At 40.7% G+C, this 23487-nt stretch carries 20 protein-coding genes; 14 read left to right on the forward strand and 6 right to left on the reverse strand.

Annotated elements, in window-relative coordinates:
- Positions 1 to 96 precede the first annotated feature (96 nt).
- The 9 genes from H6G73_RS04800 to H6G73_RS04840 all read left to right on the forward strand — a co-directional run bounded on the left by H6G73_RS04800 (position 97) and on the right by H6G73_RS04840 (position 8831).
- Entirely contained in the window at positions 97 to 1233 is a 1137-nt protein-coding gene (locus tag H6G73_RS04800) for a citrate synthase (RefSeq protein ID WP_190601808.1), read from the forward strand.
- Positions 1234 to 1633: 400 nt separating this feature from the next.
- Complete coding sequence (nuoH, locus tag H6G73_RS04805; protein WP_190601809.1) at positions 1634 to 2752, forward strand: NADH-quinone oxidoreductase subunit NuoH; 1119 nt, start codon at positions 1634 to 1636, stop codon at positions 2750 to 2752.
- A gap of 82 nt (positions 2753 to 2834) precedes the next feature.
- Entirely contained in the window at positions 2835 to 3416 is a 582-nt protein-coding gene (gene ndhI / locus H6G73_RS04810; RefSeq protein ID WP_190601810.1) for an NAD(P)H-quinone oxidoreductase subunit I, read from the forward strand.
- Positions 3417 to 3531: 115 nt separating this feature from the next.
- Positions 3532 to 4152: an NADH-quinone oxidoreductase subunit J gene (locus tag H6G73_RS04815; protein WP_190601811.1), complete on the forward strand. Its 621-nt coding sequence runs from the start codon at positions 3532 to 3534 to the stop codon at positions 4150 to 4152.
- Positions 4153 to 4241: 89 nt separating this feature from the next.
- Complete coding sequence (nuoK, locus tag H6G73_RS04820; protein WP_006199065.1) at positions 4242 to 4547, forward strand: NADH-quinone oxidoreductase subunit NuoK; 306 nt, start codon at positions 4242 to 4244, stop codon at positions 4545 to 4547.
- Positions 4548 to 4553: 6 nt separating this feature from the next.
- On the forward strand, positions 4554 to 5474 hold the full coding sequence (locus H6G73_RS04825; protein WP_190601812.1) for an NAD(+) kinase: 921 nt from the start codon (positions 4554 to 4556) through the stop codon (positions 5472 to 5474).
- A 628-nt stretch (positions 5475 to 6102) separates the two neighbouring features.
- Positions 6103 to 6888, forward strand: a complete 786-nt coding sequence (locus H6G73_RS04830; protein ID WP_190601813.1) for a GNAT family N-acetyltransferase — start codon at positions 6103 to 6105, stop codon at positions 6886 to 6888.
- A gap of 134 nt (positions 6889 to 7022) precedes the next feature.
- On the forward strand, positions 7023 to 7814 hold the full coding sequence (locus tag H6G73_RS04835; protein WP_190601814.1) for a Tab2/Atab2 family RNA-binding protein: 792 nt from the start codon (positions 7023 to 7025) through the stop codon (positions 7812 to 7814).
- Between the two features lie 255 nt (positions 7815 to 8069).
- Positions 8070 to 8831 (forward strand): metallophosphoesterase family protein, encoded by a 762-nt coding sequence (locus H6G73_RS04840; protein ID WP_190601815.1) that lies wholly within the window; start codon positions 8070 to 8072, stop codon positions 8829 to 8831.
- A gap of 43 nt (positions 8832 to 8874) precedes the next feature.
- Here H6G73_RS04840 and H6G73_RS04845 read toward each other — a convergent pair whose 3' ends face one another.
- Positions 8875 to 9732 (reverse strand): M48 family metallopeptidase, encoded by an 858-nt coding sequence (locus H6G73_RS04845; RefSeq protein WP_190601816.1) that lies wholly within the window; start codon positions 9730 to 9732, stop codon positions 8875 to 8877.
- A gap of 204 nt (positions 9733 to 9936) precedes the next feature.
- Here H6G73_RS04845 and H6G73_RS04850 point away from each other — a divergent pair, with 204 nt between their 5' ends.
- Both H6G73_RS04850 and H6G73_RS04855 read left to right on the forward strand, forming a co-directional pair.
- Positions 9937 to 10707, forward strand: a complete 771-nt coding sequence (locus tag H6G73_RS04850; protein ID WP_190601817.1) for an SDR family oxidoreductase — start codon at positions 9937 to 9939, stop codon at positions 10705 to 10707.
- Positions 10708 to 10829: 122 nt separating this feature from the next.
- Positions 10830 to 11402 (forward strand): DUF3611 family protein, encoded by a 573-nt coding sequence (locus H6G73_RS04855; RefSeq protein ID WP_190601818.1) that lies wholly within the window; start codon positions 10830 to 10832, stop codon positions 11400 to 11402.
- Between the two features lie 250 nt (positions 11403 to 11652).
- Here H6G73_RS04855 and H6G73_RS04860 read toward each other — a convergent pair whose 3' ends face one another.
- Entirely contained in the window at positions 11653 to 12696 is a 1044-nt protein-coding gene (locus H6G73_RS04860; RefSeq protein ID WP_190601819.1) for a cyanophycinase, read from the reverse strand.
- 635 nt (positions 12697 to 13331) lie between these two features.
- On the opposite strand from H6G73_RS04860, the gene H6G73_RS04865 reads away from it, so the two are divergent.
- On the forward strand, positions 13332 to 13733 hold the full coding sequence (locus tag H6G73_RS04865) for a hypothetical protein (protein WP_190601820.1): 402 nt from the start codon (positions 13332 to 13334) through the stop codon (positions 13731 to 13733).
- Between the two features lie 173 nt (positions 13734 to 13906).
- Here H6G73_RS04865 and H6G73_RS04870 read toward each other — a convergent pair whose 3' ends face one another.
- A complete protein-coding gene (locus H6G73_RS04870; protein ID WP_190601821.1) occupies positions 13907 to 14476 on the reverse strand; it encodes an HD domain-containing protein in 570 nt (189 codons plus the stop codon).
- 98 nt (positions 14477 to 14574) lie between these two features.
- Between H6G73_RS04870 and H6G73_RS04875 the strand changes: the two genes are divergently transcribed.
- Complete coding sequence (locus H6G73_RS04875; protein ID WP_190601822.1) at positions 14575 to 14979, forward strand: thiol-disulfide oxidoreductase DCC family protein; 405 nt, start codon at positions 14575 to 14577, stop codon at positions 14977 to 14979.
- Between the two features lie 74 nt (positions 14980 to 15053).
- Here H6G73_RS04875 and H6G73_RS04880 read toward each other — a convergent pair whose 3' ends face one another.
- From H6G73_RS04880 to H6G73_RS04890, 3 genes are all read right to left on the reverse strand, one after another.
- Positions 15054 to 16277, reverse strand: coding sequence for a molybdopterin molybdotransferase MoeA (locus tag H6G73_RS04880; RefSeq protein ID WP_190601823.1), 1224 nt, complete (start codon positions 16275 to 16277; stop codon positions 15054 to 15056).
- Positions 16278 to 16340: 63 nt separating this feature from the next.
- Complete coding sequence (locus tag H6G73_RS04885) at positions 16341 to 18836, reverse strand: two-partner secretion domain-containing protein (RefSeq protein WP_190601824.1); 2496 nt, start codon at positions 18834 to 18836, stop codon at positions 16341 to 16343.
- A 115-nt stretch (positions 18837 to 18951) separates the two neighbouring features.
- Entirely contained in the window at positions 18952 to 20619 is a 1668-nt protein-coding gene (locus tag H6G73_RS04890) for a DUF3352 domain-containing protein (protein WP_190601825.1), read from the reverse strand.
- A 503-nt stretch (positions 20620 to 21122) separates the two neighbouring features.
- Here H6G73_RS04890 and H6G73_RS04895 point away from each other — a divergent pair.
- Positions 21123 to 23399 (forward strand): M1 family metallopeptidase, encoded by a 2277-nt coding sequence (locus H6G73_RS04895; protein WP_242034114.1) that lies wholly within the window; start codon positions 21123 to 21125, stop codon positions 23397 to 23399.
- Positions 23400 to 23487 lie beyond the last annotated feature (88 nt).

Genomic DNA, 23487 nt, shown 5'->3' on the forward strand with positions numbered 1-23487 from the left:
CGCATAGAATGGTTGTGAGATCGGCAACTGTTATGGTGAAAATAATTTCTGGTAAGTTAGCGTGATCAGATATTTCACAAAGCAAATGGTGTTGCCATGATGGTGTGCGAATACAGGCCTGGTTTAGAAGGCATTCCCGCCGCCCAGTCGAGTATCAGTTATGTAGATGGGCAAAAGGGATTACTAGAGTATCGTGGCATTCGGATCGAGGAATTAGCAGAAAAAAGTACATTCCTAGAAACTGCTTATCTTCTGATCTGGGGTAAATTGCCAACCAAGGAAGAGCTAGAAGCGTTTGAATCTGAAGTTCGCAGCCATAGGCGGATTAAGTACCGCATTCGGGACATGATGAAGTCCTTTCCCGAAAGTGGTCATCCAATGGACGCACTACAAGCTTCTGCTGCTGCTTTAGGTTTATTTTATTCCCGCCGCGATTTGGATAATCCTGTTTATATTCGGGATGCGGTGGTGCGATTAGTTGCGACAATCCCTACAATGGTCGCAGCGTTTCAATTGATGCGGAAGGGTAATGATCCAGTTAAACCCAGGGATGATTTGGATTATTCCGCGAACTTCTTGTACATGCTCAACGAAAAAGAACCAGACCCCTTAGCAGCAAGAATATTTGATATCTGCTTGATTCTGCATGTTGAGCATACGATGAATGCTTCTACCTTCAGTGCTAGGGTGACAGCTTCCACATTAACTGACCCCTATGCAGTGGTTGCTAGTGCTGTGGGCACCTTAGGAGGCCCCTTGCATGGTGGAGCCAATGAAGAAGTAATTCAAATGTTGGAAGAAATTGGCTCTGTAGATAATGTCCGCCCATACATAGAAGACCGCTTACAGCGGAAAGCCAAGATTATGGGCTTTGGACACCGAGTGTATAAGGTGAAAGACCCACGGGCCACTATCTTGCAAAACTTAGCTGTACAGTTGTTTGAGAAGTTCGGCTACGACAAATACTATGAAATTGCCCAAGAGTTAGAGCGGGTAATGGCGGAAAAGGTTGGCGGTAAAGGAATTTATCCTAACGTTGACTTTTACTCCGGTTTGGTGTATAGAAAAATGGGAATTCCCACGGACTTGTTTACACCAATTTTTGCGATCGCTCGTGTTGCTGGTTGGTTAGCCCACTGGAAAGAGCAACTGGAAGAAAACCGTATTTTCCGTCCTACCCAAGTTTACAACGGTCTCCATGATGCTCCCTATGTCCCCATAGACCAACGCTAACTTAAAACCTTATTGCTCTGTCATCTCCATATCCAACCCAGGGAAATTAGACCATTGACATAGACGAAATCACCGCTCCAAGCAGGTAGCGGCGCTTTGTCTTGTCATGTGATTGGCGCGAGGAGCAAAGGTAAAATCATTAAATACCCAATACTCAATGCCCAATCACCTATTCCCTGTTTTCCAAATTTGATTAGCCAATTTCAATCCCAACCATAAATAGAAGTTGTCATCTTGGTACATAGGTGGAAAACCATCCAAGGATATACTAAACATGGGAATTGGCAACAAATCTACAAATAGGCATTATCTCGACAAAATTATCAATTGGTGAAATTAAAGGTATTAATTTAACTAATACTCTTTTATTCACCAGAAGTTGACCTAAAGAGCAGCAAACATGAATGCAGGAATTGACCTCCAAGGAACTTTTATTCAATCCCTTACGGATTTAGGCATCCCACCTGGAGCAGCTAAAGCTCTTTGGATGCCATTACCTATGATCCTGATGTTGATTGGCGCAACAGTGGGGGTACTGGTTTGTGTTTGGTTAGAGCGGAAAATTTCCGCAGCCGCACAGCAACGTATTGGCCCAGAATATATTGGCCCCTTGGGCTTACTTGCTCCCGTCGCGGATGGTCTCAAGTTGGTATTTAAGGAAGATATAGTCCCAGCCAAAGCAGATGCTTGGCTTTTTACCTTAGGGCCAATTATTGTCGTATTGCCAGTTTTTCTGTCTTATTTAATAGTTCCCTTTGGACAGAACATTGTCATTACTAATGTGGCCATGGGTGTGTTCTTGTGGATTGCTTTATCAAGCATTCAACCCATTGGCTTGTTAATGGCTGGCTACGCATCTAATAATAAATACTCCCTCTTAGGAGGCTTACGGGCAGCAGCGCAGTCAATTAGTTATGAAATTCCTTTAGCCCTGAGTGTACTAGCGATCGCGATGATGTCCAATAGTCTGAGCACTGTTGACATCGTGAATCAACAATCCAGCTACGGTATTTTAGGTTGGAATATTTGGCGACAACCACTAGGCTTCCTGATTTTTTGGATCGCTGCCCTGGCTGAATGTGAACGCTTACCCTTTGACTTACCTGAAGCAGAAGAAGAACTAGTTGCTGGGTATCAGACTGAATATGCAGGGATGAAATTTGCTCTATTTTATCTCAGTTCCTATGTCAACCTGGTTCTATCTGCATTATTGGTATCAATTTTATACCTTGGTGGTTGGCATTTCCCTATTCCCATAAATATCATAGCGGATTGGCTAGGGGTCAGTGAAACCAACCCAGTGTTACAAGTAGTCACTGCTGGCTTAGGTATCACTATGACCGTTGTCAAAGCCTATTTCCTCGTATTTTTGGCCATTTTGATTCGTTGGACATTACCACGAGTCAGAATTGACCAATTGTTAGATTTAGGCTGGAAATTCCTGTTACCAGTCGGCTTAGTTAATCTCCTATTAACTGCCGCCCTAAAATTAGCTTTTCCCGTTGCCTTTGGTGGCTAAACCAATTTGCGATTTTAGGTTTTGGATGGCATCTAAAATCTAAAATCCAAAATCCAGATTTGACAGGAGTGGAGAAACAACAATGTTAAAGTTCTTGAAACAAGTTGGTGATTACGCCAAAGAAGCAGTACAAGCTGGTCGTTACATCGGTCAAGGTTTATCTGTGACTTTTGACCATATGCGTCGTCGTCCCGTAACTGTACAGTATCCTTATGAAAAATTGATTCCCGGTGAACGATTTCGGGGCAGAATTCACTATGAATTTGATAAATGTATTGCCTGCGAAGTTTGTGTACGGGTATGTCCTATTAACTTGCCCGTAGTTGATTGGGAATTTGACAAAGCGTCTAAGAAGAAAAAACTCAAACATTACAGTATTGATTTCGGCGTTTGTATCTTCTGCGGTAACTGCGTTGAATACTGTCCTACTAACTGTCTATCCATGACAGAAGAATACGAGCTTGCTGCCTACGATCGCCATGAACTGAATTACGATAACGTAGCATTAGGACGCTTACCTTACAAAGTTACCAACGATCCGATGGTGACCCCACTACGCGAACTCGTTTATCTACCCAAAGGCGTGCTGGAGCCTCATGGCGTACCCGCGGATGCACCTCGTGCAGGTTATCGTCCAGAAGACCTAGTAGAAGCAGAAAAATAAATAAAGTGGTCAATAGTCAGGGGTCAAGGTCAGTGGTAAACAATATAGATAGCAACTGACAACCGACAACTGACACTGACAACAAAAAACTGACAACTGACAAAGGACAAAAAAAGTGAATCTAGCCGAAGGAGTACAGATTGTTACATTTGGCATATTAGGCGTGATGATGATTGGTGCAGCCTTAGGTGTAGTGCTGTTCTCCAACATCGTCTATTCTGCCTTTTTGCTAGGTGGTGTATTTATCAGCATCGCTGGCATGTACTTGTTGCTCAACAGCGATTTTGTTGCTGCTGCACAAGTTCTCATTTATGTAGGTGCGGTGAACGTCTTAATTCTGTTTGCAATTATGTTGGTTAACAAGCGGCAGAATTTCTCACCCTTACCTAGTGCAGGGCTGCGGAAAATATTCACTGCCATTGTGAGTATTGGACTATTTGCCCTGTTAAGTACGATGGTACTAGCAACACCTTGGGCTAATTCTGCACCTCCTGTGGCTGGAGAAAGTTCCATTGTTCTCATTGGTGAGCATTTCTTCAGTGACTTTTTGCTACCTTTTGAATTAGCTTCTGTGCTACTACTCATGTCAATGGTAGGAGCGATTATTTTGGCACGTCGTGAGTACATTCCCGACCAATTACCAGCATCTGATTTGCCACAAACCATTTTGACCTTGCCAGAACGTCCCAGAGAACTAGTATCTACAACTAACAACACTGGAGATAGTAATACCTAAACAGGTAAGAACTACATACAACTAACCCCCAAAGGTTACTCAGTCCCTGGGGTACTGACTGACAAACAACAACTGACAACTGACAAAATATGCAACTCCAGTACTTTTTATTACTAGCTGCTGCTTTGTTCTGCATCGGCATCTATGGCTTGATTACCAGTCGCAACGCTGTACGGGTACTCATGTCAATTGAATTATTGTTGAATGCTGTTAATTTGAATTTAATGGCATTTTCCAACTTCCTTGATTCAACATTAATTAAAGGACAGGTATTCACCGTGTTTGTGATCACTGTAGCTGCTGCGGAAGCTGCCGTGGGGTTAGCGATCGTACTAGCCATTTATCGCAACCGTGATACCGTTGATATGGAGCAGTTTAATCTCCTGAAGTGGTAATAGTGCGTGCAATTAAAGCAGGTAATCATTGCTTATAAAGCGCGAGATCCCCAGAGTAGAGCCTGGGCTGAACTTTGCGCTAAACAACTAGAAGACCGTGGATGCCAAGTTTTAATGGGGCCTAGCGGACCGAAAGATAACCCCTATCCAGTATTCTTGGCATCCGCTAGTCAACCAATCGATTTAGCTTTGGTACTTGGTGGTGATGGTACAGTCTTAACCAGTGCCAGACATCTAGCCCCAGCTGGTATCCCTATTCTCGGAGTGAATGTAGGGGGACATCTGGGGTTTTTAACTGAGTCAGTAGAAGAGTTTCAAGACCCAGAAGCAGTTTGGGATCGGCTCTTGGAAGACCGCTATGCTATCCAGCGACGTATGATGTTGCAAGCAGCGGTTTTTGAGGGTACAGGTTCACATTTAGAGCCAGTTACAGAACGTTACCTAGCTTTGAATGAGTTTTGTGTGAAACCAGCTTCTGCTGACCGGATGATTACCTCAATTCTAGAAATGGAAATTGACGGAGAGGTAGTTGATCAATATGTAGGTGATGGATTAATTATTTCCACACCTACAGGTTCTACCGGTTACACAGTATCTGCTAGCGGGCCAATTATGCATGATGGGATGGAAGCAATTACCATTACTCCCATTTGTGCCATGAGTCTTTCTAGTCGTCCCCTAGTCTTACCCCCTGGTTCTGTCGTCAGTATTTGGCCTTTGGGGGATTATGACTTAAGCACTAAATTGTGGATGGATGGAGTATTATCCACTTCAATTTGGCCAGGACATCGTGTAGATGTGAGAATGGCTGATTGCTTGGCGAAATTTATTATTTTACGGGAAAACAACTCTTATTATCAGACTCTGAGAGAGAAGTTACTCTGGGCTGGTACAAGGGTTCGCTACAGCAACAACCACCGTAATTGATTGTTGATGCCAAGATAAAGCAGGGTAAGGGGAGAAGATATGCTCCCCTATCTCTATATTCATAAAATTTATGTTGATGAAAAATTTTTTATATAGCCATGGACAGAGCGGTTAGGACATTAACTAAGAATAAAACTTAGATAGCAAAAGGCTTTTAGCACTGTCACCCCGTTCGCGGAGCGTGGCGTTAGCCATAGGGGTGCGCCAGTCGCTCATGGGGGAAACCCCCAAGACCGCGCTGGCTTACCTGTCACCTGTTACCTGTCACCTGCTATAGCTGTAGACAAGGCAGTTAGAACATTAACTACAAATGAGACAAAGAAAGGCTTTTAGCACTGTCACCTATCACCTGGTATATGTCAGTTTTCGACAACAATATTGATACCAATTATGCAAAATTTAGTCACAGATTCAAGCTGAGAATTGCTTGTAATCCTTGGATTGATGGTTGTTTAAATTTTAATTTGCAAGGGTGGTGAACTGTTTAAAATGGACTAAAATTATTTAGTTTTTTACGTACTTTATAAGTATGATTTTTTTGTATTAAAAATTATCTGTTAGATTCCTGATTTAGAATGTATTAACCTTTGGGAATCTTGCGGGAATATAAATTGCATGGGGAAAACAGATGGAAATTTCTGCTTATAATCTAAATTACCCACTGAGTCCTCCAGATTTACCTATATTAGAAACGGAAAAATATATTCTCCGTTTAGCTACACATAAAGAAGAATTAGAATCGATTTTTCGACTGAGATTTGAAGTTTTTAATCAAGAATTAGGTTTGGGTTTGTCCAGTTCTCATCTATCTCAAATGGATCGAGATAAATTTGATGATATCTGCCATCATTTAATCCTGTTAACGAAGGATAATGGTCAGACTATTGGGACATATAGAATGCAAACTTATACAATGGCGGCTCAAGGGTTAGGGTTTGATGCGGCTGATATATTTAATCTCAACCATATTCCTCAACATATTCTTCAGTTATCTGTAGAAGTGGGACGGGCATGTATAGCCAAACAATACCGCAATAGTTATACACTTTTGTTGTTGTGGGAAGGACTAGCAAATTATTTAATTTGGACTAAAAATCAATATTTTTTTGGTTGTGCTTCCTTGCTAACCCAATCTCACAGGCAAGCTGCTTGTGTTTATAATTATTTTCGTCATCATAATTTAATGCACCCTCGTATTTTAGTTTATCCTCATCGGGAATATGCTGTAAATTTAGCTGATCAATGTCCCGAACAATGCAATATAGAAATTCCGAATATATTTCAAGCTTATTTAAATATTGGTGCTAAAGTCTGTAGTTTACCTGCTCTAGATAAAAACTTTAAAACAATTGATTTTTTGGTTTTATCGAATATTGCGGATTTTGCTCGATGGAGCTATACAATACAATCCTAAATTAAATTTGATAGTCAGTAGAGAAAATTATTAGCGATCGCTCTCCTGTGTGTGAGTCTGTCAATATTTCTTTAGTGCCATAATAGTCATGGTACGAAATAATTTTCAGAAGAACGTCAATAAAAATACAGAAAATGAGAATGTGGCAGGCTGATTTTTATCGCCGTCCTGTGCAAGATGCAGGACAAACATGGTGGGATTTGTTGATTTGTGATGCAAATCGCAGCTTTGAGTATATGGCGACTTGTCCCCAGTCGGAAGCTAATTCCCATTGGCTAGTACAGCAATTTCAGTTAGCAGGTGGGGAATATTTACCTGATGTGATTCAGGTTTTTCGTCCTCAGTCTTTGAGTTTGATGGAAAATGCAGGACGCAGTTTAGGTATTGGTATTGAAGCTACCCGTCGGACTCTAGCTTTAAAAAAATGGTTGCAAGAAAAACAATACTCCATTGCTGTTGAACAGCTACCCCCAGTTCCATTACCAGAAAATCTCTGGGGAGAAGAATGGCGGTTTGCAACCCTACCAGCTGGTGATTTGGTGGATGAATTTCAAGAACGCCCCATACCTGTAAAACAAATGCCAGATTTTCTACACCCCCTTAATTTAGGTTTGGCATCAACAGTTCTTGTTCCTGGTGTAGTGATTTATGGTGGTCGCCAATCTATGCGGTTAGTACGATGGCTGGAGGATGCAAATCCGGTGTCTCTCAGATATATGGCTGGTGCCCCTGATGGGTTGGTATTAGATGCAGGTTTGCTAGACCGTTGGATTATAGCTACTTTTGAAGATGAGGAAGTGGCAACCGCTGCTAAACTATATGAAACACGTAAACAGTTAAGTCAGGGATTGCATTTTTTATTAATTCAGCCTGATGATTCGGGTATGACCTATAGTGGTTTTTGGTTATTGCAGGCAGAAAATTAGTACCAATCCAAATTATTTAGCTAGCAGATATCAACTTTTAAGTTAACTTTGACGAGCTTGCTGGTCAATGGGAGGATGAGTGATCAAAATTCACAATTTAAAATTGCTTGAATGGGCTTGTTGGCAAGTGAGTCATATTACTTGCATAATGAATAAATATTAAGTAGGTCAAAAATCGTTGACCTTTTATGCGGAAATTAAACAAAGTAAACTGTAATCAAACTATTCAGCTTATTTTAGACCAGCTAGGAGCCGATGAGCGAAATTAGTCACCGTAGGATTGTTATTGGGGATGTGCATGGCCATTATGACGGGTTGATGGCACTGTTGGAAAATATTGCCCTGACATCGGAGGATGAAATCTACTTTTTAGGAGACTTAATAGATCGCGGTCCCCAAAGCGCCCAGGTAGTAAATTTTGTCAAAGACAATAACTATCCCTGTCTGTTAGGTAATCATGAGCAGATGTTATTAAACATTCTGACTAGCCAGGAACGGTCTTCTGCCACAATGCAAGCATGGCTATATAGTGGTGGCCAGGCTACAGTCGCTAGTTATAAATCGGCGACAATTCCCCAAGAACACTTAGAATGGTTTAAAAATTTACCGGTTTTTTTGGATTTGGGTGATGTTTGGCTGGCTCATGCAGGTGTTGACCCTCGTAAGTCTGTAGAAGAACAAACTGCGGAAGAACTGTGCTGGATACGGGATGACTTCCATAGCTTGGAGGCCCCTTACTTTACAGATAAAATGATCATTGTTGGTCATACCATTACCTTTACTATCCCTGGTGTTGCTCCTGGTCAATTAGCACAAGGTCAAGGATGGGTAGATATTGACACTGGTGCATATCACCCCCGGAGTGGTTGGTTAACAGGGTTGGATGTGGCCAACAAGGTTGTATACCAAGCAAATGTTTTTAACCGTAATTTCCGCAGTCTGCCTTTAGAAGAAGCTGTGGCCATAATTGATCCCACAGAAATTAGGGGCAGCCGTCGGCATAAACAACGTGCCTAATTTAACAAATAAGTCAAGGTTTTTAGGGGGATGATTTGTTAAACTATCGCACTAATTCACGAATGTTGCTTTGATAGGAAGCTTTATCTAAGCCATAGCTGCCATTACTGGGCGTTGCTGCTATCTGGCGTTTGAGTGCCTTGACGCGATCGCTTGCCCCTGGATGTGTACTTAAAAATGTGGGGACAGAATTTCTGCTTTGGAGTTTTTGCATAAAGGAAACCATAGCTGATTGTGCATAACCAGCCCTAGTCAAATTTGCTAATCCTCTCTTATCTGCATCATATTCATCTTGACGGCTACGGGGTAAGTTGAGTGCTAGCTGCACACCCAAATTCACTGCCGTACTACGGTCTAAACCTGCGGCTGTGGCTACACCACTAGCAAGGGCTTGTTGTCGCATTTGCTTGATTAAATGTTTACCGCCAATGTGACCCATTTCGTGAGCAAGTACGCTGGCTAGTTCCGCTTCATTATCAGCTACAGCTAGTAAACCTGTGTTGACATAGATATAACCGCCCATGGTAGCAAAAGCGTTCACGGCTTTATCATCAACTACTTGGAAAGTATAGGGGATATTAGGACGATCGCTATAACTGACTAATCTTCTTCCTACGTCCTGGACATAGTTAGTAATTGCACTATTACGATAAATTTTCACTTCTTGGCTTTGCAATCGTTGATTCATTTGCTTACCAAGATCCACTTCCTGACGGTCAGATATATTAGACAGTTGGAATATCTGTACCCCTTGGAACAGCAGTGGTAATAAGTCTATGGCTTTACTAGGGAGTGGTGTACTTAAGCACAGACTCAAAGCCACACACAGTGAAATTAATGGATAACACCAACGTTTCCGCCATGAACGGAAACTTTTCCCAAATTGTTGCCAGTTAATCATAATTCAAAGAAATAGCGACTGGTGGAAGATTTAAATTTAAGGGACGGTGAGAGCAGCGAGGAAGTTGCATTCTAGACTCAATATTTAGTCATGGACTCTGACTCTATACACCTTTAGGTGAGAAAAAAATCATACAGTCAGTCTTTTACAATAACCACTAGACGGGTAAAACCTCGACTCAACAAGTAAATTAGATGTTGAACAATGATTGATATAAAAAACCAAATTGTATTAATTACTGGTGCTAGTAGTGGAATTGGTGCGGCTTGTGCTCAAGGTTTTGCTCAAGCGGGTGCAAAATTGATCTTAGCCGCACGAAGATTTGAGCGATTGCAAGATTTAGCTGCAAGTTTAGGTTTAGCTGCTGACCGAGTGCATTTAATTCAGTTGGATGTACGCGATCGCTCTGCTGTGGAATCCGCTATTTCTAATTTACCCACCTCTTGGTCAGAAATTGACATCCTCATTAACAATGCTGGTTTAAGTCGCGGTTTAGATAAACTACATCAGGGGGACTTCCAAGACTGGGAAGAAATGATTGATACGAATATCAAAGGTTTGCTGTATTTAACCCGCTACGTAGTTCCGGGAATGGTGAAGCGTGGTCGTGGTCATGTGATTAATATTGGTTCTATTGCGGGACATCAGACCTATCCCGGTGGTAACGTTTATTGTGGGACAAAAGCCGCAGTTAAAGCTATTTCTGAAGGTTTAAAGCAAGATTTATTAGGAACTCCCATTCGCGTCACCTCCGTTGACCCGGGAATGGTAGAAACAGAATTTAGTCAGGTGCGGTTTCATGGTGATACCAACCGTGCCAATCAAGTATATCGAGGACTAAAGCCCTTAACAGGGGAAGATATCGCTGATGTGATTTTATTTTGTGCCACGCGATCGCCCCACGTTAATATTAACGAAGTGATTTTGATGCCTGTTGACCAGGCCAGCGCCACTTTAGTTAATCGTCAACCATAACAATCTGTCAATCTAGTCCCCTATTCTCTGAGGAAATATAACTTATATCTAGGGATGGGGGTTTCAGGTCAGTCAACCACTTATTTTTAAATAGGGGAAGACCACACACAGGAATCAGAACAATGCAAAGCGAATCGGCAGTGCGATCGCACTCACCCAAGCTGCAAGAAATAGCGAAAACTATTCGTATCACTGGCTGGATAGCTTTTTGGGTGCAGTTGGCATTTGCGGTAGTTTCCAGTTTAGCTTTGTTATTTGCTGCTACTGGTCGTGGTTTTACAAATCAACCTAGTCGGGGACTCGGTGCAGGTATCTTTTGGGCAATATTGGGAATAATAGTTTTATTTTTTAGTATTTATTGGGATTTTCTGTACATGCGGAAAGGTAGATTTTTAGCCAATCCCAACCCAGTTTTGCATCCCAGTAAAGCAGATACAGTTAGAGCCATAAAACTGGGAGTTGTAGCAAGTGTAATAGGAATATTATTAACATTATTTGGTTTAGGTTCAACGGTTGGGGTACTAGTGGCAAAATCTATTTCCCAACCACCGGGAGTAGCAATTACTGACCCTAATAAAATTATTCGCGCCTTAGATGTATTTGTATTAGTAGCTAATGTGAATGGTATTGCTGGTCATTTTGTTGGACTTTTAGCAGCTTTATGGTTATTTATTAGAATTGACCATAACCCTTAAAGTGGTAATATATTTCCGTCATTAGTGGCAATAACAGCTTTTACATAAATATTTTTCCGGTATATATTAGTTCCGTTTTTTATTTTTAATTGGTATTGCACCCTGAAGATTTAAATATATACAGCCTATTGTTTGTTGATGATGGACAACAAACATGAATTATACAAATTTGGTAGTCCTGGTATTGTGACTACCGCTGATGTACATCACTCAAATAAAATCTGCTGGGATGTTAGCAATCACATATTGATTAATATGGATCTGAACTAAACCTACCTCTTTCTACACTCCGGTAATAATAACCTCGATTGGGCAGATTCACTAAATCAAAACTTTCACCCCTGGGAACACGCCAAATTTTGTAGTCATAATAAGTGAGAGGTTCACCAGGTCTGCATATCTCTGGCAAATGGTCTCCTAACACAAAATATGCTGCACCTCTACCCATAACTTTAGCTCGACCATATTTATCAATAGCGATAGAAGTTTCTTCACTAATCGCAATTCCTAACGCACTTTTTGCTACACCATCTTGGATTTGTCTAGCAATAAATGCCATAACCCTTCCCATTCTTTTGCGAGTATCAAAATGAGTATCAATAACTGTCCTGCGTAAGTGCTGCCATTGCAAAAAGTTATAGGTAAACGTAATATTTCGATAAGGGTCTTCCAGAACTTCTCTTGTCTCGATACTATCTATACAAGCACAGGAATCATAAACATATTCACTTTGAATCATGGCACCTGCACTAGTCCCACCAATCCCACCACCCTTATCGTAAACTGACTTTACTGCTACTTCTAACTTCGTATTTTTCCAATTGCGAATATATTGACATTGGTCTCCACCTGCAAAGAAAATTACGTCAGCATTTCTAACTTTATCAAAAACATCAATTCTATTAGCATCTTGTCGGTTGGGAATGATTAAAGTTTCAACATATTTCACACCTTTCATGGCATAAATTAAGCGATTGTAGTCATCATTACCAGACGCACGAATGATAACCACATTCACTTTATTTTCGCTGTTAGCACCACCTCTAACTTGATTAATCATCCATTGAATAGCTTCATCAACATCTGGGCCACCTCCACCTAAAATATGTACAGGCCCAGCTAAACGTCGCAGTTGATAACCAGAGACAGAAGTTGAATCGACATCAGAGGTGATGTCATTCAAGTAGCGGATCAAGTTTGTGATAAGATTCGTTATGAAGATGGCTACCATTTTCCACCACTTAGCGCCTGTATTTTTGAAGCACTTTGCTATGCTGGGGAACACCTTTTTCATGCTAAATTTTCGAGCAAACTGCATACTGATAAATGTCGCATTAATCAAAGCAAAATTCCCAGCGTACAGTGATTGTAGTGTTTTTTAATTAAGCATAAAGCCCAAAATAATCATTATTTTTATAGACTATTTGTAGTTTTGGTGACTGCAAAAATTCATCGTCTGATCTATGTCAATCTGGGTTATATAAGAAAAAATGCAACCAGACATAAGTATAGGAATTATGCAAAATTAACATATTTGTTTGCTTGGGATGTTCAGGAAGTAATCTAAAACTCCTATTTTTATCAGCCTATGTGTACGAACTGAAGGATTGGTGATGTTGAGTTTTTATCCATTAACCAAATTTACATAATTCATGTTTTTGAATAGAAATTAACTGTATTGTGATATTGGCAATTGTTATTCTTATATCCTGTTCACTGTATGAGTATGTAAATATAATCATCCCCTGAGATGACTATATTACTTTAGAAAGATATTGGTCTATCTATAAGCAAACCTCTTGACAGAGATTGCTGAACTTTGATTTTGCTACACATATAATTAAAAGCTTATGAGTCTTGTGAATTGACACAGGCATCTGGCTCATAAAAGTGCCTAAATACTGAAAATAATTAGTGTAGGTAAATACCATGTATACTAAAAAAGTATTGCCAAGTCATTTTTTAGTTACTAATCAAAATTGGCGACCGATTATCAACAGTGATGTCCAAACACATAAAGCCTACAAACAAGATGATAATTTTGCCGATATTGCCGTATCTTTAGCACCTTTAACGTTGGTATTTTTTTGGGTGTTTGTTTTATTATTTATGCGAAAATTTCGCCATAATTTTGATGACAAAATGATTTTAAAAGTTCGTAGCTTACAGAAAGTTCCTTGTAAAAATTGTCAGTTTTTCTGCAATAATAATTACTTAAAATGTGCAGTTAACCCCCATATAGTTTTAACGGAGGAAGCAATCAATTGTCCAGAATATTCACCAAAAAAGGTTAATTTTATTCAGAAAAATTTTTTAGATAGGTTGCGATAATATCATTTCATTCTAAAGCCGTTGTTTCTTCTGATTTTTCGTTCGTAATGCGTGGCACCATCTTTAATTGGCAAACATCTTGGGAAATGAATTTATAATTATTATCGATCAATTTGTTTCAGTCTTTTGCCCAAAATATATTATTTTGGGCTATTTTCACCTTTTTCTTAGTATTAAACACTTGTGCAGAATATTTTATAATCTTCTATTTTTCTAGCCAAACGTGCAGCGAGAAATGGGCTACCATCTTGCAAAGCTTCATAAATTTGTATGCCTTCTTCTCGATACTTAATGATTTTGTTTAAATCCCAATAATGTGGTGGTGCTTGTAAATTACTAATTCTATCTGCTAACTTCACCATCCAGATTTCTGGTGGATTTTGCTTGATGCGTTGTAGACTATCTGCCATTTGCAGATGTTTATCTAGATGAGCATTTTTTGTTAATGCCATCACACCATTTGCCACTGCTGCCCCAAATTCAGTTTTTATTTCTGCAAAAGTTGTATTTGTATCTTCAATAATGTCATGTAAAATAGCACATTGAATGGCTAAATCGCCATCACGTTCTCTTTCTATACTTAAAGCAGCAATTACTTCCATACTCACAATACTCAAATGAGTAATATATGGTATTTGTGAGCCAGGGATTGTTTGACCGTGATGAGCCTTTGCTGCTTTGTGAAAGGCTTTTAAGTAAATTTCCTGTGACCAGTTATTGGCTTTTCTCTGAGATATATTCATTTGTCTATTGTCTAAGAATATGTGCTAAATTGCCAGAAATACATATTAATACAACTACATTGGGGAAGATAATATAACTGAAAATCGGGAGTGTTTCGATGAATTACTATGTAATTTATGATGGTTTGTGCAATCTCTGCGTTACTTTAGTCCAATTACTAGAAACTCTAGACCAAGGAAAGCTATTTCGTTATATTCCCATGCAAGATGAACAAACTTTATCTACATGGGGAATTACTGCTCAAGATTGCGAACAGGGAATGATTTTAATTGATGGTAATAGTCCTACACAACGTTGGCAAGGCAGTAATGCTGCGGAAGAGATTGGTAGATTGTTACCACTAGGGAACATATTTGTCGAAGCTTATCGTAGCTTACCAGGGATGAAATGGATGGGCGATCGCTTTTATGCTCAAATTAGAGATCATCGCTACACCCTGTTTGGTAAACGAGATGATACCTATCGTTCCCTCTATTGTCTAGATGGCAATTGTACACGGTAACTTCGGGGTGTTTTTCCTGGGCAACGCTTAAAGGCGCTAGGCTCAGACAAAACTAACAGAAATCCGACATTCTTTCAAGTTAACAACACTAATACTTCTTCACCCACACAAACTTGAGTTTTACCCACTGGTAACACAGCTAAAGCATTAGTTTGCGCTAAATTAATTAAATTCCCAGAACTGTAATTACCACCTGCTTTGTGAAATTTATAAACACCATCTATTAAGTGCAATTTACCCCAAATATAAGTTTCCATTTTGCCATTGGATGTTAATTCATCATCTGCCAACACCCGCAAAAATTTCGCCTCCCAACCTGCTGCTATTCCTGATAACTTATGAATAGCAGGTTGGACAAATCGCCAAAAAGTTACTAAAGCGGAAACAGGATTTCCTGGTAAACCAAAATAAAGCACATTGCCAAAAGTCGCAAAAGTTAAAGGTTTCCCTGGATGCATTTGCACAGCTTGAAAGTGAATTTTCGCCCCTAAAGATAACAAAATTTGCTGAATGTAATCATATTCCCCCACAGATACCCCACCAGAGGAAATAACAATATCAGCTTGACTTACAGCTTCAGCGATCGCTTTTTGAAGATTGTTTTGGTCATCTTTGACAATGCCTAACATCAACACCTCTGCCCCCAATTGCTTGACCAAAGCTGCCAAAGCGTACTGATTAGAATCAACTATTTGTCCTGGTTTGAGGGTTTGTGCTGGTGTTACCAATTCATCACCACTCGATAAAATCGCTACTCGTGGACGACGAAATACATTGATGCGATCGCACTGAGCAGCGGCTAAAATAGCAATTTCTGGAGCCTGTAAACCTATGCCTACAGGTAAAAGTTGACTGCCAGCTTGATAAAAATCTCCCTGATGTCTGACAAATTCCTGTGGTTGCGGTGCTGTGTTAATCAAAACTCGATTTGCTTCCCGACGAGTTTTTTCTTGCATAATTACAGTATCTGCACCATTCGGCATGACTGCACCAGTAAAAATCCGTGCAGCTTGTCCTAATTTGATAGTGACTTGGGGTTGATATCCGGCGGGAATTTCTGCCACAATTTCTAAAACTACAGGATTTTCCACACTAGCATTGTGCACATCTTCATAACGCACAGCATAGCCATCCATTGCCGAATTATCCCAGTGAGGGAAATCTAGACCACTAGTAACTGGAGTTGCTAAGATTCGCTGATTTGCTGTACATAAATCGACTAATTCAATATCCTGTGGTTGATGCAAAGGTTGAACAGCATCAAAAATAATTGCTTCTGCATCCCTGACTGAAAGCATAGTAAATGATCACAAAACTCTATATTTTTACCTATGGGTCTGAATGTAAAATTGTCAAATATTTTATTTATTCATCACCACTGACGCACAGGTTAATTGTGGTTGCACCTGAGTAGGAAATTTACCAGCAATTAGTTCGACTTTACCATCAGCGTTACGATGCCAGGAAGTAGCTTCGATGAGAGTAGTTGGTGTTGAAGGTATGGTTTGAGCAGATAAATTAGCTGTTGTGCCATGTGAGGAAATATCGCGGATGTCAGACCAAATGCGATTATCGCTGACAATTTCCTCCAAGGGATTTTTTGGTATCCCACCCCGACCCGTTGCGACAAATCGACCTTTCTGGTCACCTGCACAACCTGTAGCAATTAGCTTTGATGAATCCGTTACCTTCCCAGGTAATTCAACTAACCCAGAATTTGGATCAACACCAATATTATTAATTTGCACTGTGCCACTTACACCAAATTGTGAACTAGCAGTAATATCGCTTTCTTGGGTCTGTTGAGAACGAAATTCTAAACCGACAATTCCCTCAGTCGTAATTTGAATATTGCCACCCCTACCTTGAACAGCATTGGCAATAATATCACTGTTGCCAAACCCAGCAATAATAGGAGCATTGATAGTGATATTGCCACCATTACCAGAACCACCCGCTGTGGATGTAATAAAACTATTGTCTCCCATCTGCAAAATATTACTTGCGTCTAAGGTAATGTTGCCACCTTCACCAGACTCAGTTTGTGCCTGAATCATTCCTTGCTGATCTAACTGGATATTACCAGCAGTAATCTTGATGTTACCTCCATCACCACTACCTTGACTGGTAACACTCACCGAGCCACCATTTGTCAGCATCAGATGGGGTGTGGTAATAGTAACATTACCTGCATTGGCAGTGAGTATATCTGGCAGACCAAATTGTTGGCGGATTTCGGCGCTTAACCGAGAGCTTGATGAGTTAATACTGCTTTGATTTAATCTACTTCGACCACTAATGGTAATTGAGTCGCTAGCATTGATTTTTAAATCTCCCCCATTACCCATAAAGAATGCTGTTGCCCCAACTGCACCCCCATCGAGAATTTGCAATTTCCCAGTATCCAAGGTCAAAATTTTGGCGCTTCCAGTGCCAAAGGTAGTGGAAGCAATGTTGCTATACAGTCCAAAGGGGTTTTCACCCGTGATTGTGGTACTTTGAGTTATAATTCTCAATTCACCGCTAGCAGCAGTACCAAAGGTAACAGAAGATAGGGAAGCGCCCTGGACTACCAGTAAATTATCGGCATTGACAAAGATATCACCAGCATTACCAGAACCACGGCTACTAGTAGTCAAGCTTGTCACCCCAATGGGATTAATGGATGCAAAGCCGGACATTTCCATGTCTTTCGCATCAATATAAATATTGCCACCATCTGCACTACCAGTAGTTAGAGTGTTGACACCTGCTCCTTGTTGGAGTGTAAGACGGGGAGTTGTTAAATAAACATTATTGCTACCACCAGTGCCCCCAGCTTCACTCCTCAAGCCACTGCGAATTTGTCCATTGGCTGTTGTACCAATTAAATCGATGGCTTGGGTGGATTTTATGCGAATATCACCACCTTTGATAGAGCCATAATTTTGGGCGAGTATAATTGAGCCATCAGTGAATCGAATGTTTCGCCCTTGTACCTGAAGAGACCCAGCATGATTTCCGCTAATATCAAGTAGCGATCGCTCTTTCAAATTAATATCCCCAAAGCTTTGCCCATTTTCATATGCCAATTCATAACCTGCGCTATTGGGTACGAGTTGGACAATGCCTGCATCACTGGTGCTACCTAATTCTATGCGTCCTGTTTCCGCCGTTAAGGTCGCCCCTTGCAACGATAGACCCCCACCAACTAAAGCGAGGGTATTACCAGGCTTGACCCTTAATTCTGTAGGACTCGTTATCCTTGTTATCAAACCTATTGCGGGACTTGTCAAAACATGTCCAGTACCTGTGACGTTAATAGGTGCAGAATTGTTACCCATCTGTAAGCCTGTGGGAACTTTCATGCTTAATAACGGGCGAGTTGGGGAACTTGTAGCTGGAAACTCAATCCCATCAGCAAATTGAATACCTGTGGCCGTTGTGCCAATAAATGAACCCCCAATATCTAATTTGCTATTGGCACCAAATACGATTCCCTTGGGGTTGAGGAGAAAGATACTGATGGGATGATTGCTATTAATTGTTTTAATTAACCCATCTATCTGCGAAATATTACCACCAGTTACACGGCTGAAAATTGTGGTGATATTGCTTGTATTCGACAAATCAAAAATAGCTGCACCGTGAGTAGGAATGGAAAACTGGCGAAAACTATGGAACAAGTTAGCACCTGCTGCCGTGCCGTTGGTAATAGTGAAGTGATTGTCATTGCCAGAGACAGTGGTGTTGAGACTATCATCAGCAATCACTTGAGCTTGGACTTCCTGGCAGTGAAAAACAATGACGAATATCGCTAACACTCCACTTGTCAACTTTTTCCTGAGCAAACCCAACCACCCACATAAAACTAACATCAGATTCCCTTTTTACCTTGCACCTGTAAATTCCCTACTCTTCTCCTACCATCATCTTCAGGAAAAGAGTCGGGTTTTTGTGGTCTGGCAGTGAATAGATCGTTTTACCGAAATATTACTTAGATTGACTGGGTTTAAGAGCTAACAGCATCTCCATTTGACTGGTAGATTTATCAGGACTATTTACAGTCACACCAAGACCACGAATAGAACCTAGTATAGCTTTTGTTTCTGGTGGTAGAGGCTGAGTTTGGCTGGCAAAGCGATTGATGAGGGTGGCAGTTTGATCCATATCTAAATAGAAGTAACCACCATTAGGCTTTTGTAAAGAATTTGTCACTGATTTAAAATTGGCACTGCTATCTAAAGGTTTGTTTTTAGTATTAGCTAATGTTTCTGCTACAGGCCCCCCTAAAGCAACAAATACGGTATCTTGGTCTAGCCAACCATGGGCAAGCAAGGTGCCTTGTTGGGGTATTTGCCATTCGGTGACCTTTTTACCGCTAATATTTCTTTGGCTGATGTTGAGTGCTTGCTGTTTGGCTAGGGTGTCAATCTTGGCTAAAGTTGCTTCTGCGGTTTGGCGATCGCTTGTATCAAAGACCAAGGCTCCCCCAAAGCCAACATTTGCCAGTAAACCTTGATTGGATTGAATGGCACCAAAGGCAAATTCTCCATTCATCCAGCCGAAAATATCCTTATCTAAATCGAGATTGAGAAATTTCAGTTGTCCCCTAGCTTGGGCAAGGGCTTGGTTAAATTCCGGAAATTCTTTGGATTGTTCTACTACTGTTTGCCAACTCTTGTTGATACTCTGTCCACTTACCAAAGCAAAGGTTTCTGCTGGAAAGTTACTGATAATCTTGGCTGGTGAGTTTTGATACTGGAATTTAGCAGTTTGTGGATCTAAATTAGCGATCGCTTTTAATCTTAAACCTGCATCATCTACACCCACTCCCGCTACCAAAGATTTGATTTGTTTCAGTTGGGCCACGGTTTGAGGCGGTAATGGCTGGGCTGGAGAATTGAGGGCAGTTAGTTGCTGTACCATGTTGCCATAATCAGGTACATAAATTTGCGCCAGACTATTTTGCATATCTGCCCCTTTACTCAAGATGGCACTTGCCCCTTCTTTGCTAGCAAAGGAAGGCTTTCCCTTGAAAGTATCAATAGCTGTTTTTAAAGCTGTTTTTTCTGCCGATATCAATAAGTGCGTATTATTTAACACACTAATATAAGTTGAGTTCCTCTTCCCTTGAGATTCAATGATTTTTTCACCTTGATAGTTGGATTCGACAGTTTTCACATCTTTAGCCGATTTCACCTTATTGGCAAAATTCAAAGCACTAATTTTATCTTTGATCCCCACCACTAAAAGTACATTTGCATCTGGTTTGGGAGGGACTGGCAAGTTCGATTTAGGTGGTGGAGAAATTTCTGGGGGCAGAACCGCAATCATTAACCCACCAACCCAAGGCTTAATATCTTGTTCGTAAGAAATATTACTACCTGGCAATAGCTGTTTATCAAAGTTATTAATATTTTTTCTCAATAATTCTTGAACTTCTGGACTACCAAACTGTTCTAATTTTGCCCATGATTGGGAATCAGTTGAAACGTATGTAGCCATTAAAGCCTTAGCAGGAACGAATTTCGCCGTACCCAAAGGACTGATGGTGTCTCCAGCAGGTAATTTTAAATAAACATAGGTAGCCAATGCGCCGATAGCCACAACAGCCGCACCAACGGCAGGAATTAGAAATTTAGATTTACTTTTAGACATTGTGATTATCCTTTGTTATCCTCAAAATTTTATTAACACTGTTAATTTTCTAAATTTCTCATCAATATCCACTTACTTAGCGGTATTTACTGATAAAATTAGTATTTCTGTTCACTGAAGACAATGTAGTTGCTTTAACAAATACTTCACTAGCCAGATGGGTAAATCCGTAAATGGTCTATGATTTCATCTTCACAAAATAAATAGTGGGCTGGCTAGCCCCCAGCTATTTTAAGCTAGATGAATAACTTAGTATTTGTACTCAAGCTACTAGCCATCAGGTTGCAAGAATTTCTTGTCCTGATGCGCCGACAGTGCAAAGTATCAGCTGAAATCAGGGGATGCAAACGTGGGAGAAACATGGGGAGATTAATTTCAATCCTCCAACCCCAGAGGAGAATCCTCATCCAACAGCCATGTTGAGGGGATGTGCACCTGATAACGCTATTTGTATGACATACATCCCATTAGACGTTTCAGGATTACAAGGCAAGTAATAGTCAATGTCGCAGCATTATTTTGATACCGATAGTCACAAATATAAACGTTTTGAATTACCAGGGTCTAAACCACACTACAATCCCGATAAGCCAGGACAAGTAGAACATATTTTCCTGGATTTACGGCTAGACATACCAAGGGAAATTTGTGAGGGAACATGTAGTGTTCGTCTCTCACCTATCCGCAACGGGATTGAAAAATTGACTTTAGATGCCGTCAATCTCAATATTCAATCTGTACAGGTAGATGAAGTACCTCAACAATTTGAATATGACGGAGAAAAGCTGTCCATTCAACTTTCTCAACCAACACAGATTGGTCATCGGTTGTTGATGAAGATTGCCTACTCTATTGAAAAACCCCAACGTGGTCTTTACTTTATTCAGCCAGACAAACATTATCCCCATAAACCCACCCAAGTCTGGACGCAAGGTGAAGATGAAGATTCTCGCTTTTGGTTTCCCTGTTTTGACTATCCCGGACAGCTATCTACTTCCGAAATTCGGGTGCGTGTTCCCAAACACCTGATGGCGATTTCCAATGGTGAACTGATTGAGACCGTTGAAGATGGAGGCGAAAAAATTTACCATTGGTCACAACAGCAAGTCCATCCTACCTATTTGATGACCTTAGCGGTGGGTGATTTTGCCGAAATTCGTGACGAATGGCAAGGTAAACCAGTTACCTATTATGTGGAAAAAAAACGGGCTGGAGATGCTCAACGCAGCATGGGCAAAACTCCCAGAATGATCGAGTTTTTGAGTGAAAAGTATGGTTATGTTTATCCATACCCTAAATATGCCCAAGTTTGCGTAGATGATTTTATTTTTGGGGGTATGGAAAATACTTCCACCACTCTATTAACTGACCGCTGTTTATTAGACGAACGGGCTATTTTAGATAACCGCAACACCGAAAGCTTAGTTGTCCATGAACTAGCACATCAGTGGTTCGGGGACTTGGTGGTGATTAAACATTGGTCCCAAGCTTGGATTAAGGAAGGAATGGCTTCCTATTCGGAGGTGATGTGGACAGAACACGAATATGGCCAGAACGAAGCCGCCTATTATCGATTACAGGAAGGAAGAAGCTATCTCAGTGAAGATAGCACCCGCTATAGGCGACCAATGGTAACTCACATCTACCGAGAAGCCATAGAACTTTATGACCGCCACATTTATGAAAAAGGATCTTGTGTTTATCACATGATTCGGGCGGAATTAGGAGATGAGTTATTTTGGCGTGCCATTCAGACCTTTGTGCAAGACAATGCTCACACCACAGTGGAAACTGTAGATTTACTGCGGTCGATTGAAAAAGCTACAGGACGCAATTTAGCTTTCTTGTTTGACCAATATGTTTATCGTGGTGGTCATCCTGATTTTAAAGTGGCTTATACCTGGGATGGAGATGCAAAGTTAGGCAAGTTAACAGTGACACAAACCCAAGCTGGTACAGATAATCAAGATTTATTTGATTTAAAAATTCCCATTGGCTTTGGTTACAAACTAGAAAATGCTTCTCCCTCTTTAATCACCTTCACCGTGCGGGTGCATGAAAAGGAACAAAGTTTTTATTTCCCCCTAGCTAGCAAACCAGATTTTATTAGCTTTGATGTGGGCAATAATTATTTAAAAACTGTGGTTTTAGAATACCCCATTCCTGAGTTGAAAGCACAGTTGGAATTTGACCCCCACCCCACTTCTAGAATCTATGCAGCGGAAGCATTGGCGAAAAAAGGTGGTTTAGAAGCAGTCAAAGCACTTTCAGCAGCTTTAGTGAATGATCCGTTTTGGGGAGTGCGTGTAGAGGTAGCACAACAATTAGCTACCATTAAACTCGACCAAGTATTTGATAGTTTGCTACCTGGATTGCAAGATGCTAGTCCCTTTGTCAGACGAGCAGTGATTGAAGCTCTCGGTCAAATTAAAACCTATCCTAGCTATAAGGCTCTGAAAGGCTTTGTTCAGGATGGCGACCCCAGCTACTATGTAGAAGCTGCTGCCTGTCGGAGTATTGGGGCGATCGCTTCTGCTAACTTAGATGATAAACCCCATGAGGAAAAGGTGATCAAGCTGCTCAAATCTGTCCTAGAAGACAAAGCAGGTTGGAATGAAGTGGTACGTAGTGGAGCGATCGCTGGTTTAGCAGAATTCAAAACTTCAGAAACCGCTTTAAATCTGTTGTTTGAATACACGAAAATTGGTGTTCCCCAGCCCCTACGACTAGCAGCAATTAAAGCATTAGGGAAGATATCCATCCCACCTTCCGCACCCTAACTGTCACACATCAAAAAAAGCCACCAAAATAGTACACAAGAACTAAAGCTTATTTAAGTCCTAAGAGAGTTAATGAAAATAAGTATCA

The sequence above is a fragment of the Richelia sinica FACHB-800 genome (assembly GCF_014698825.1).
GTDB lineage: Bacteria > Cyanobacteriota > Cyanobacteriia > Cyanobacteriales > Nostocaceae > FACHB-800.